The organism is Streptomyces sp. NPDC006435, from assembly GCF_040612315.1.
Classification (GTDB): domain Bacteria; phylum Actinomycetota; class Actinomycetes; order Streptomycetales; family Streptomycetaceae; genus Streptomyces.
This window is the reverse complement of sequence record NZ_JBEXPY010000044.1, coordinates 1-12129: the sequence shown is the minus strand read 5'-3', so window position 1 is coordinate 12129 and position 12129 is coordinate 1. Positions and strand designations below refer to the sequence as shown.

Annotated in this window: 10 protein-coding genes and 1 pseudogene; 7 read left to right on the top strand and 4 right to left on the bottom strand. The window is 69.1% G+C overall.

The features are described 5' to 3' along the window. The 3 genes from ABZZ04_RS31490 to ABZZ04_RS31480 all read left to right on the top strand — a co-directional run bounded on the left by ABZZ04_RS31490 (position 1) and on the right by ABZZ04_RS31480 (position 6247). Complete coding sequence (locus ABZZ04_RS31490; RefSeq protein WP_356935638.1) at positions 1 to 3270, top strand: hypothetical protein; 3270 nt, start codon at positions 1 to 3, stop codon at positions 3268 to 3270. Continuing rightward, positions 3267 to 5723, top strand: a complete 2457-nt coding sequence (locus ABZZ04_RS31485; RefSeq protein ID WP_356935637.1) for an ATP-binding protein — start codon at positions 3267 to 3269, stop codon at positions 5721 to 5723. Before ABZZ04_RS31490 ends, ABZZ04_RS31485 begins: the two co-directional genes overlap by 4 nt. Positions 5724 to 5851: 128 nt before the next feature. Then, positions 5852 to 6247 carry a hypothetical protein gene (locus tag ABZZ04_RS31480; RefSeq protein ID WP_356935636.1) on the top strand — a complete coding sequence of 132 codons (396 nt, stop codon included), beginning with the start codon at positions 5852 to 5854 and terminating at the stop codon, positions 6245 to 6247. Positions 6248 to 6341: 94 nt separating this feature from the next. Here ABZZ04_RS31480 and ABZZ04_RS31475 read toward each other — a convergent pair whose 3' ends face one another. The 4 genes from ABZZ04_RS31475 to ABZZ04_RS31460 form a co-directional block, all read right to left on the bottom strand. Further along, complete coding sequence (locus ABZZ04_RS31475) at positions 6342 to 6902, bottom strand: GNAT family N-acetyltransferase (RefSeq protein ID WP_356935635.1); 561 nt, start codon at positions 6900 to 6902, stop codon at positions 6342 to 6344. Positions 6903 to 6970: 68 nt separating this feature from the next. Continuing rightward, a complete protein-coding gene (locus ABZZ04_RS31470) occupies positions 6971 to 8224 on the bottom strand; it encodes an IS256 family transposase (RefSeq protein ID WP_356935634.1) in 1254 nt (417 codons plus the stop codon). Positions 8225 to 8396: 172 nt separating this feature from the next. Beyond that, positions 8397 to 8747, bottom strand: a complete 351-nt coding sequence (locus ABZZ04_RS31465) for a hypothetical protein (RefSeq protein ID WP_356935633.1) — start codon at positions 8745 to 8747, stop codon at positions 8397 to 8399. Between the two features lie 166 nt (positions 8748 to 8913). Beyond that, positions 8914 to 9828 carry a transposase family protein gene (locus ABZZ04_RS31460; RefSeq protein WP_356935670.1) on the bottom strand — a complete coding sequence of 305 codons (915 nt, stop codon included), beginning with the start codon at positions 9826 to 9828 and terminating at the stop codon, positions 8914 to 8916. 271 nt (positions 9829 to 10099) lie between these two features. On the opposite strand from ABZZ04_RS31460, the gene ABZZ04_RS31455 reads away from it, so the two are divergent. The 4 genes and pseudogenes from ABZZ04_RS31455 to ABZZ04_RS31440 form a co-directional block, all read left to right on the top strand. Beyond that, a complete protein-coding gene (locus tag ABZZ04_RS31455) occupies positions 10100 to 10252 on the top strand; it encodes a DUF1427 family protein (protein ID WP_356935632.1) in 153 nt (50 codons plus the stop codon). Next, positions 10249 to 10494: a DUF1427 family protein gene (locus ABZZ04_RS31450; RefSeq protein ID WP_356935631.1), complete on the top strand. Its 246-nt coding sequence runs from the start codon at positions 10249 to 10251 to the stop codon at positions 10492 to 10494. The genes ABZZ04_RS31455 and ABZZ04_RS31450 overlap by 4 nt, the downstream gene beginning before the upstream one ends. A gap of 56 nt (positions 10495 to 10550) precedes the next feature. Continuing rightward, entirely contained in the window at positions 10551 to 11354 is an 804-nt protein-coding gene (locus ABZZ04_RS31445; protein WP_356935630.1) for a hypothetical protein, read from the top strand. Between the two features lie 227 nt (positions 11355 to 11581). Next, positions 11582 to 11912: pseudogene (locus ABZZ04_RS31440) on the top strand (integrase core domain-containing protein); the annotation flags it as partial. Positions 11913 to 12129 lie beyond the last annotated feature (217 nt).

Below are 12129 nucleotides of genomic sequence, written 5' to 3'. Positions count from 1 at the left end.
ATGGCCCAGGACGTCGAACTCGCCATCCCCTGCAGGCTTGTCACCCTCTCCCTGCTGCTTGGCCCCGAGGACGGGCTGACCACCCTGGAGGACCTGGTCGCGAAGGCCATCGCGGCGGGCCGCAGCACCGTCGAGGACCAGGCCGACCTCTTCGCGCTGCCCCGCCGCATCGTCCTCGACGTGGTGCACAGCCTGTGGCGCAAGGGCCACATCATGGTCGGTTTCCAGGACGGCACCCTGGACCTCACCGACGGGGCCCGTGAGGTCATCGCCTCGGGCGGCTCACTGCGGGACAGCGCCGCCAAACAGGAGCACCGGCAGTTCCTATTCGAACCGGTCACCGGCCGGGTCTTCCCCGCCGACCACGGCACCCGCCGACCGTCCGTGGGCAGCCTGCGCGTACCACTGCACCAGGTCCTCAGCGAGACCGACCTGCCTGCCGACGAACTGCTGCGGGCCGTCCAGACCGCCATCCGCAACGACCGCCGCAGCAGAGGCTTCCGGAAGAACGTCCTCGATGTCGGCTTCCGCAGCCCGGTGCTGCGCCCGGCCAGCGAACTGCGCTGGCTGAGCGCGCAGGCACAGGTGTTCCTCGACAACGACACCGGGCGGATCTCGGCCCAGCTGCTGGAGCGGGACCAGCCGGGGTGGAGCTCCCGCTCCCGCGAGCGGATGCGCCAGCACCTGGCCGACCTCGCCGAGAAGCAGCCAGACCACAAGTTCGTCCAGGCGCTGCGCGGCCGGGCCGGCATCCAGCTCGTCGCTCCCGAGAGCGCCGACAGCCTGCTGCGGCGGATGGGCGAGGCGGTCCGCGCCCTGGCCGACGCCGAGCCCGAACACATCGGTGTGCGGCAGGAATTCCTTGCCGATCTCTCCCGGCGGCTCTCCGCGCGGATCGCCGAGACGGGCAGAGCCAAGGCCGCCGTTGTCGTTGTGGCCCGCGCCGCCGGTCACGAGTGGACAGTCAAAGACCTCATCCAGTCCGCCAGGACCCAACTGGTCTTCTCCGCTCCGGACATCAGCTACGCGGCGCTCAGCGGGCTGCTGCCGGATCTCCGCAAAGCTCTGGAACGCGGAGTGCATCTGGTCTTCCTCTGGGGCAGGAGGGACGGCGACATCCTGCCCAACCGGGTCAGGACGGCACTCTTCGACCTGGAGGCCCGCCACCCTTCCAAGGTGCTCTTCAGCGACCGCAGCGCCCGCACCGCCGCCTGCGTGGTGGTCCAGGACAATCAGCGGGCCTTCGTCGGCACCCACAGCCCGCTCGGTGTCGACATCACGCGGGACACCCGGGGAGAAGTGGGCATCCTCGTCGAGGGCACCGCCCCGGGCGGACCGCCCGGCACCCCGCAGTGCGTCACCGATCTGCTGATCTGGGCACGCAAGTCCTTCCCGTACTGGCAGCTCGGTCAGCGCATCCTCATCCAGGACGACTCCTTCGGGTCCGTACTGGAACGGCGGCGCGCCGAACCCGTGGCCGCCGTACCGCCTCCAGGCGAGAAGGGACACATCGACAGGCTCCGCCAGGATCCTGCGGCCCGGGCCCTGTGGGTGGAGAGCTGGGTGGAGCACCACGCGGTGTTGACCGGGGCCCTGCGTCGCGCCACCGAGGGCGACCCGGTCGTCGAGATCCTGGAGGACGGAGCGCCCCGGGATCTCGTGCAGCAGGCCCTGCACAGCGCGACCCGGCGGCTGGTGCTGGCCGACGACAGCTCCGACGCGCAGGCCTCCGATGAGCGGTTCGTCGCCGCGCTCGGCGAACGGCTGGACCAGGGGGTCGCGGTCCAGCTGATTCGGCCCGCCGGGCTCGGCCAGGAGAGGACGCCAGCGCAGCCGGAGCTGAAAGCGCTGATCCGCCGAGGTCTGAAGGTCCGCGACGAGCGGGCCGGAGCACGGGCCGCCATCTGGGACGACGAGGCCATCATCGGCAGCCTGTCGCCGCTGCGCGACCGGCGGCGCACCCTGCGGCCGTCAGAGCGCACCAGCCATGTCGGTGTACACGTCCGGGGCGCTGCCGCGGCCACGACGATCGCCGCGGAGCTCGGCGTCCCCGCCGAGCTCCGCACGGAGCCAGAAACCGTTGCTGAGCCGGACAGCCGGCTCAGCGGGGCCACCGCAGTCGCCCTGTCGCTGCTGGTCGACGCCGGCGCCGAGCGTGGCAGCGCGCGATACGCCGCGATCGTCGCCGAACGGCTCCGCCAGGTCGACGACCTCTGGGGCGTACTGGACGTGTGGCACAACAAGGTCCGCCCGGAGGACATGCGGCCGGTGGTCGCGGCCGCACTGCTCCAGGAGCGGGAGAGCCGGGACGAGCACTGGTCCCGCTGGGCGGGCTGGCTGGTCGCCGAGGCCTGGGACCGGCGCGCGTTCGTCGAGGCCTCCCTGCTGGGCCAGCTCCTCCATGGGGCTCAAGGTGCTGTGCACCCGGCGGCCTGTACGGCGGCCGTGGCCATCGAGACCGGCCCACTGGGCCCGGTCCTGTCCGAGGCGGCACTGGAGCTGTCCTACAGCGAGCCGCTCGCGCAGGCGGTGGGCGCGGCGGCCGGTCTCGCCGAGACGCTGCTGCGGGCTGTTCCCGACGACGGGCTCATCGCACTCGCACTCCTCGACGAAGCGCTGCCACCGTCGTGGCAGGAGCTGGCGGCGGCCGCCAAGCGGCACCGGGAAGCGGGCCACGGGCCCCTCCCGCTCGCCCTGCTCGCCTCCGAGCTCTCCCGGATGACTGAGCTCAGCGAGACGGCGGAGCAGTGGGAGGAACTCGTCGACCAGATCGACCGGATGGAGCGCCTGCATCGCTTCACCTTCGACTCCGGCAAGTTCCTGCACCGGGAGCTCTTCGCCAGGGACGGCATGCTGACGGCGATCCGGGCCGCGGCGGAAGGCAGTGCCGAGAACTGCGCGCGGATGCAGGACTCGCTGCCCGTCCATGTCCGTCGCCATCTGGACCAGATCGTGGCCGACGGTGGACGGCCCGAGATCCAGTGGGGCAACCAGCGGACCTTCCTGCAGACCATCGAGGACATCGTGCGCCGGGCCCGGTCGATCGCCCCGATGCCGAACGGGCCGGGCTCCACCGCCGCGACGGCCCCGGAGGCGGCCGGCTGCGGGGAGCTGGCGGAACTGATCGCGGACAAGTGGGACGCACTGTTCAGCGACGCCAACGGCCTCGGCCGCCCGTACGCCTCACCCCTGCTGGCCCTGCTGGACCGGCTCGACCCGCTCGCCCAGTGGCAGCGGTCGCAGCGCCGAAGGAGGACGGACGACCGATGACAGACACCGATGACTCCCTGCGTGGACTCCTCGTGGCATGGCCGGGACGGTTCCGTTTCCCGGGCCTGCTGGTGGCGCTCTCCGACGGGACACCCGCCTCTCTGGAGCAGCTGGCCCTCGCCGGTCTTGAGGGCATCGCCGGGGACCACAACGAGTACCGGGCCTGCACGAGGCTGATCGCGGCCGGTGAGTTCCAGGTGGCCGAGGAGGCGCTCGCGGAGTGCCAGGCGCTGGAGATCTCCGAGGTCGAGGAGTTGCGGACGCGGCTGAGCCGGCGCAGGGCCGAGTGTCTGCAGAGCCTCCTCGGACGGGTTCAGCATCTCGTGGACCGGGCGAGTGCGGCCAATGTGGCCGTCGTACCGGAGCGGGACGCGCTTACCGCGTTGTGCGCGCGGTCCTGGCCACAGGTGGAGGAGCGCCTGCGGGCGGACGAAGCAGCGTTCGAACAGGCTTTGGACGAGAAGCGGGCGGAGCTGCGGGAGCGGTGCGAGAAAGCGGCCGTACGGGACGCGGAGCGGGACGGAGGACGGGGTGGGGAGATGGACGCCATGAGCGCTGTCGCCGCGCTGCTGGAGGCCGGACAACTGCGCGCCGTCGAACTGCTGCTGGCCAGCGGCGCCTCACCGCGCCCGGCCCCGGAGAGCGTGCCGCCGCTGCGCGGCTGGACGCAGGCCGCGGAGACCCCGTCCGAGATCCTTCGGTGGCATCTCAACCCGCTGATCAGGCCCCCGGGTTACGCCCGCTGGAAACCTGTGGACGAGCGGGGTCAGGAGCTGCTGGAGGCCTTTGACGCGCTCGGCAACAACAACGAGGCGACAGCCGCCCAGTTCGCCCGCGCGCTCGCCCGGTTCCTCAGCGCGGAGGACCACCCGGCGCCACCGGTGCACCGTATCGAGGGCGGGTATCTCACCACGATCACCGGGGTGTTCGCCGAGGCGGAGACCGCGCGGTTCCGACCTACCGGAAGTGTGGAACTCTTCGTCGCCGCTCCGGACGCGAAGGACCAGCCCGGTCTCGACCTGCGCCAGCCCTACATCGCGGTGGGCCGCTCACTGCAGGCGTCCGATTGCCCCGAGCGGACCGCCTGCGCGGTGCTCGACCTCGGGCATCTCGTCGAGCTGGTCACCCTGCGGTCGCAGGTACCCGTTCAGCTGCTCAGGGTGCTGGGGCGGCAGTGGTCCCTCGATGCCTTCACCGGAGGTTCGGCGGCCTCGCTGGAGGCACTGCTCGGCAGCGAGCCCGGCGAGCGGTGGCACGTCCTGCGCTGGATCGTCGATCTAGCCGGGCTGGGCGATCTGACGACGGCCGACGCCCTATCGTTCCAGACCGGTCCCGATCTGGCGCTGCTCCATCTGTTCCTGGAGTTCCTGGCGCTCCCGAGGACCGCGGCGCGGCCAGAGCGCGGCGCGTACAGCATCGTACGGGACTGGGCCCGGGATCCGTCGTTCGCCCGGACCGTCGAGAACGCTGCCCTCACCCCGATCGCCGACTCGACGGCCGCTCGGGTCACCTTCTGGGCCGCGCTGTCCGCTGCCGTTCCGGGGCAGCCGGTCACCCTCGACGAGATCCTGCTGTGCGCCGCGTCGGTCGCCGGGGACGACATGCCCGACGATGGCCATGAGCCGGAGATCCGGCGGGGCCTGGCCCGGCTGGCGGCGCTACCGCTGGTGGCGGGGGCCGACGCCAGCGAAGTCCGCTTCCACCGCTGCGGAGTCCTGCTCATCCTGGGCGGCGACGCCGATCGGAAGCTCCAGGAGACACTTCTCCAGCTGACGGAGGAGACCGCGTCCGCCCGGGCCGGTCTCGGCGACATCCTCCGCCCCGGTGACTGGCGGCTGTATCGGCACGCCCTGCGCCCCGAACTGCGGAGGTACGAGGAGCTGGCCGCGTCCCCGGCCACACCCCCCGAGGAACTGTTGACGGCGGCCCGGGCCCTGACCGCTACGGCGGGTGAACTTCCGTCGGAAGTCTCGGTGGACGGCAACAGCGATCTCGCCGTGGCCCTTCTGGAGATGCGGGAATCATTCACCGCCCACTACCCGGAGGTCGCACTGCAGATCCACGCCCCGGACAGCGCCCCGGTGGCCGTCTCCCCCGCCGGGCTCCGGGCGATCCTGTACGAGGTACTCACCAACGCGGCCGAGGCGGCGGCGGAGAACGGGGAACAGATCGTCAGGGCGACGGTCACCCCGGCGAGTACGGAGTTCGTCGTCGACATCCAGGACAGCGGAAAAGGTCTGCCGTATGCGGAGGGCTCCGAGTACCGGGTGTTCCGCAAGGGCGAGTCCACCCGTGGCCCGGACCGGGGCCACGGTCTGCACATCGCACGCCAACTGGCTCGTGAAGTCGACGGTGACCTCAACGTCCGGGCGCGCATCCTGGGCCACCCCGTGCTGCAGGGCGCCCATTTTCAGCTGCTGCTCCCGGGGGCGGGCAGGGAACCCGGTCAGTAAAAGAACACGATGCCGCTCCTGGGCGCGACACGGGCCGAAGGCCAGCTCCAGCCGTAATGTGACACGACCTGTGTGGGACACAGCAACTGCAACGACTCACCCGGTCATACTTCCTCCTGGTCCTGTCCGTGCTTCCGTGCGCCTGGGGTGCCATACGCGGGGCGCGGATCGGGCACGCAGCCCACCACCGCAGCCTCGCCGCCTCCCGGCTTCGCAACGTCTTCCGCTCCTACACCACCGAGCGGAACACCGCCGACGAGGTCCGCGCCGGTACCATGGCCGACTTCCTGATCCGCCAGTACCGGATCGTCTCCGGCCGCCTGGAGGCCGAACACCTCAAGGCCACCCGCAAGGCCCTGGTGGTCCAGGGCATCGGCGACGTGCTCACCGCGGTCGGCACGGCCGCGACCTGGGGGCTCTCGTACTCCCGGTGGCCAACGGCCGCATGGAGCTCGCGGTCGCGGGGACCGCCGCGTTGGCGGTGCGGACCTCCGGGGCAGCGCTCGCCACGACTGGCTGCGTAGGTGAAAACGAGGAACGAATGTCGGCCGGTGCTGGCAGCGTTGCTGGGCTGAGGTGCTTGAGTAATTGTCAAGAGTTGTGGATTGGGCCGTTGATCTATCGAGGCTGCTCCCACTCGGTCCGGGTGAGTTCGTACTCGACTTCACCGTGCTCGGAGCCCTCGATCGCCTCCGGCCAGTCCCCGGTGAAGTTCCGGACGAAGGACAGGCCCGATTTCTCCATGACGCGACGGGAGCGGGTGTTGACGGCCATGGTGTTTGCGGTGACCCGCTCGACCCCGAGTTCCGCAAACCCCTTGTGGACCAGGGCCCGGGACCCCTCGGTGGCATAGCCACGCCCCCATGCCGCCTGGTTCAACCGGTAACCGAGTTCGACCACGGCGGCGCTGTGCTCCTCCAACGGTCGGAACTCGAACCAGCCCAGGAAGGTGCCGGTGGGCTTCTCCTGCGCGGCCCAGTAGCCGCGGGTCTTCCAGCATGGGTAGTCGTGCAGGAGCCGCGGGAGGGTCCTGGTCTCGATCGCCTCCCGACTTGTGGGGCGGCCACCGTTGATGAAGCGCATGACCTTGGGGTCGTTGTCCAGGGCGAGCAGGTGGTCGATGTCGGTCACCGTGAACTCGCGCAGGGCGAGCCGGTCGGTCTCCAGGAAGTTGGGCATGCCGCGATCTTCACCACGGGTGGGCCGGGCCTGCCACTGATTTTCCGACCTGTGGCAGGCGGTGGTGTTCATGCCGCGCGGGCCTCGGATCGCTCGACCAGGACGCCCCGCTCGAAGCGGGCGCCGGCCCGGACCAGAGCGACGAGGTGGGGTGCGTTCATCGCCCGCCAGCGTTCCTGGGCTGACTCGATGAGCTTGAAGACCATGGCCAGGGCGGCGGCCCGGCTGCCGGCGCCCTTGGTGACCTTGGTCCGCAGGCGCACAGTGGCGAAGGTCGACTCGATCGGGTTCGTGGTCCGCAGGTGGATCCAGTGCTCGGCGGGAAAGTCGAAGAACGCCAGCAGTTCTTCCTCGTCGTCGGTGATCCGCTTGACAACCTTGGGGTATTTCGCCCCGTACTGCTTGGCGAACGCGGCGACGGCCTTGGCCGCGCGCTCCTTGTCCTCGGCGTTGTAGATCTCCTGGATCGCGCGCTTGGCCGCAGGCTGGGCCGACTTCGGCAGCGCGTCGAGGACGTTCGCGGTCTTGTGCACCCAGCACCGCTGGTGGCGGGTCTCGGGGAACACCTCGTTCAACGCGTTCCAGAAGCCGAGCGCCCCGTCGCCGACGGCCAGGACGGGGGCCCGCATGCCCCGGCGGGCAGCGTCCCGCAGTAGTCCCGCCCACGCCTCGGAGGATTCGCGGTAGCCGTCGGTCATCGCGATCAGTTCCTTGGTGCCGTCGGCCCGCACGCCGACCATGACCAGGACAGCGGCCTTCGCCTCTTCCAGGCGTATGCGCAGGTGAACGCCGTCGGCCCAGACGTAGACGTAGTCCGTGGAGGACAGATCGCGGTCCATGAACGACTTGTGGTCGGCCTGCCACTGCGCGGTCAGCCGCGTGATCGTCGCGGGCGACAGGCCGGCGGAGGAGCCGAGGAACTGCTCCAAGGCGGGCACGAAGTCACCGGACGACAGGCCGTGCAGATACAGCAGCGGCAGCACCTCGCTGATCTTCGGGGATTTACGAGCCCAGGGCGGCAGGATCGCCGAGGAGAACCGCTTGCGTTCGCCGGTGGCCCCGTCGACGCGCTTGTCGTTGACCCGCGGGGCCTTCACCTCGATCGCCCCGGTCGCGGTCGTCACCTTCCGCGGCTGGTGGAAGCCGTTGCGCACGACCAGGCGGCGGCCGGAATCGTCTCGCTGATCGGCCAACTCGGCTATGTAGGAGTTGACTTCTGCTTCCAGGGCCGCGGCCAGCATCCGCCTCGCGCCCTCACGCACGATCTCGTCAATCAGGGAGCCGTATGGCGTCGTTCCGTCTTCGCTGACTACCGTGAGCACGGGCGTACCTTCCCGACCGACGCAGCGAACGTCGGCCTACTCGATGACCATCACAGGATCATTCGGGAAGGCACGCACTTCGTGTGCCAACCCGAGGCCGATCCACAAGTCTTGAGCATTGCTCGAGGTGTGGGCTTGGAGATGTCGGTCAGAACCAGGAACGGCTGGAGGTTCAGACACCGATTCGACGCATCCACCAGGGGAGGTCTTGGGGTGCGAAGGGGTTGTTGAGGGTGCGGTCAAGCACATGTTCGTCTGCGGGGCCGACGACTGCGCTCAGCTCGCGTCGTGCCTTGGTCCTCAGGGCATGGAGTGTGATCTCCAGCAGGGTGCGGACGTGGTAGTCGCCGTTGCGGAGGTCTGTGTCATCGAGTTCGTAGAACGGCTCGAGGTCTCCGCGTGTCTTGTGGACAGACGTGTTCCAGCGGCGGAACGCGTGTGCGACTTCACCCGCGGGGAGGCCGTGGCTTCGTTCGAAGGCGGCGATCTGCCTGTTTGCCGAGGCGGACAGCCCGCGGATCACGGGTGCCCGCCGATGGTGCGTTCGGCGTTGCGGGAGCTGGGTCCTGATCTCGCCCGGTGATCGGCGAGGCATGAACACTTCCAGGAGAAAGAGGCTGGGTCGACCGACCTTACGAGCTGGTGCGTGATTGTGTTGAAGACGCGGGTTCCTGAGCTGTGGGTTTGTTTCAGTGGGTGGTGTTGCGGTCGGAGACGAGGCCGGCGATGGCCCGGTAGGTGGCGGGCAGGTTCTCCCGGCGGTGGGTCCAGCGGGCCAGTTGCTTCCAGCGTTTGTGGTCGGCGAGGGCGTGTTCGACGGTGATGCGCTTTGAGGAGTGCCGGTGCCGGGCTCGTAGGCGGGCTTCGAGGACCTCGGGCGGGCTGATCTTGTTTCCCTTCCTGGGTGGGGTCACTGCCTGGCCGGGGTGATCGCGGCGGAGCCCGGGGTAGCCGTCGTCCAGGAGGACCTCCACGTCGGGAAAGTGCTGGAAACAGGTACCGATGCCTTCGTTGCGGGCGGCGGTCGCGTCGTGCATCCGCCCTGGTCGCAGGGCGTCGGTCCAGAGCGTGCGGCCCTGATGGTCGGCGACGACGGTGGCCTTCATCGTGTTCTGTTTCTTCTTGCCCGGGATGAACGCACGGCGCCCGCCGCGGCCGGCCGGGGGCCGGCGGACCTGGACCTCGGTGGCGTCCAGCCGCAGCTCGGTGCCCTCGGCCCGGGCGTATGCGAGCACATCCGTCAGGGTCCGCAGCCGCAGACCGGGCCGGTCCGGGACCGCGCATCCCCGCTCGGCCAGCAGCCCTCGTATCTCGGCGGTCGCACGGGTGATGGTGGAGCGGTCAACGCCGAACAGCAGCGCCAACGCCGCATGCGGCAGATCGTGCCGCAGGTGAATCAGCGTGGCCACGAGCCGGTCGACGAACACCAGCCGATGCCGGGCACCGGCTCCTGCCTCGCGCTTCCTGGCCCCGCCGCGAGCTTCGTGACGACGCCCCTCAACCACGGCCTGCCACGGATCAGCCAACTCCTCAACCAGGGAGGCGAGATGCCCCTGGGAGACCCCTGTGAACACCTGATGCGCGAGAACCGTCCGACCGAGCATGATCGCCACACCCGGATCATGCCACCCACCAGCAAGAACACATCACCCGCTATCACACACCAGCTCGATAGGCATTTGATCGGGAGCCGCAGCCTCGCAGGAGATGTCCTCCCCCTTCACTCCGTCGCCCGTGTCGGCATGCTCCTGGATCGACCATCGAAGAGATTTAGCAGCACAAAGGATGGAAACTCGGCGAAAGTTGTCCTTTGTGGCCAATTGGTCCATTCGCATCGCCGGTGGTGCACGGCGCCGCGATCGCAGGAGGCGAAGGGTGCTCTCGTACGCCACGGCACTGGGTGCCGGAATCGTCCTCGGAATCATGTACGCGCTGATCAGGGTGCCCTCTCCGGCACCCCCTCCGGTCGCCCTGACCGGACTGGCCGGCACGCTGATCGGCTTCGCCATCCTCGAAGCGGTCGCATGAGCCGCGCCGTCGCCCGCTACGCGCTCTCCCTCGGCGCCGGCATCCTCGCCGGATTCCTGTGCTGGCTCATGGGCGTACCCACTCCGGCCCCGCCGTGGATCGCGCTGGTCGGACTGCTCGGTATCGTCATCGGCGAATCCGGGGGACGCCTGCTGCTCGCCCGGCTGGGCCACCTTCGCGCCGCTTCGTCCGGCGCCCCCGCTCCGGACGGTGACGAGTCCGCCCGTCGCGCCGACGACTGAAGAAAAGACCAAAGAAAAGACCCAAAGAAAAGGCTGAAGGAAAAGAGGGCACTGCCATGCTTCCCGTTACCTACTATCCGGTCGCCACCCAGGACCTGTTCCGGCACAACAGCGAACGGATCAAGGGCAAGCCGTACGCCAAGTACTTCAACGGCGACCTGTGGCTTCACGACGACGTGATGCCCGCCATCCAGAGCGCCATGCCCTCCGATGCGGCCATCACCAGCTCGCCCGAGGACCTCGACACCCTGCTGGACGCCGGGTACCACAAGGTCGAGACCGGCTTCTGCGTCACCGACGACGGCCACCCGTACGTCACCAGTCTCACCCGCTTCCCCGGCTGCACACCGGAGATGTTCACCTGGTGGTTCTGGTGGCATTCCGTCGAGCCCGAGCGCTACTCGCTGTGGTACCCCTACAACCACCAGCAGGCCATTCCCCGCGACCAGGACGTCCTCACCCGGCCCGGTGTCGCCGACGTCGATCGCTACATCGGCAACACCCACGACATCATCGAGTACATCGGCCCCATGCGCTCGGAGCTCACCATCCAGTTCCTCCACCCCTCCGAACTGGGCTTCGACACCAGCCGCTTCGCCCAGTCGGAGATCAGCGCCCACGCGTGCGGCAAGCTCAGCATGAACAACGGCGTCATGCTCCACCTCGTCCGCACCACGGCCGACGGTTTCGAACTGCGCAGCCGATACATCTTCGACTGCGGCAAGACCTACAGCACCGACGAGGAACGTGCCGAGGCGCTCGGCTTCGCCTACGAGATGCTCTTGCACGACCAGACCGAATTCACCCACCTGTCCACCTTCCTGGCCGACATCTACCGGGAGTTCGGCGACCAGGGGTGAGCCGGACGGGCTGGTCCCGGGCGGCCCGCCGGACGAAGAGTGCCGCCGCCCTCGCCCGTCGGCCGAAGGCCCCGGTGGGGCCCGTCGCGTCCGACGTCATGTCTGAATTCCGCCAACCCGGGTCTCCGGTCCGGCGCAGACCGGACGGTGTGATGGGCCGCTGCCCGAGCAGAGCCGCCAGGCCGAGCTCCGCGTCCGAAGCCGCGGCCGAGCGGACCCGCGGCAGCCTGAAGGGCGCCATTATGCACACCGATCACGGCTCCCAGTACACAAGTGCCGCCTTCGCCGCCTGCGAGCGGGCCGGGGTGAGAAGGAGCATGAGCGCCGTGGGCAGTTCGGCGGACAACCGCCGCGGAGAGCTGGAACGCGTCCATGAAGAGGGAGACGCTCAAGGGCGCGAAGGCGTGGCCCGCCGCTCGTCACGCCCGGCTCGCGGCCTTCCGCTGGGCCAGCCGCTACAACACTCGACGCCGGCACTCCCGCCTCGGACAACGCTCTCCGATCATCTACGAGAACACCTTCTTCGAACCCGCAACCACACTTCCCCAAGCTGCATAACCCCGTGTCCAACATCCGGGGTCAGGGCCCGTCTCCCGGTGCCTTAAACGCGCAAGGTTCTCAACCTGGATTACGCCCTGCTTCGACAGTGATCCAAACGAACGGCCCCTAGTAGGGCTTTATTACGTCTCTGGGCAAGTGGTCGGCTTGGTGGTTTCCTGCTGGTATGAGGGCAGATGAACTCGCCATGTGTCAGGGTCGGTTGGAGGAGTTCGCT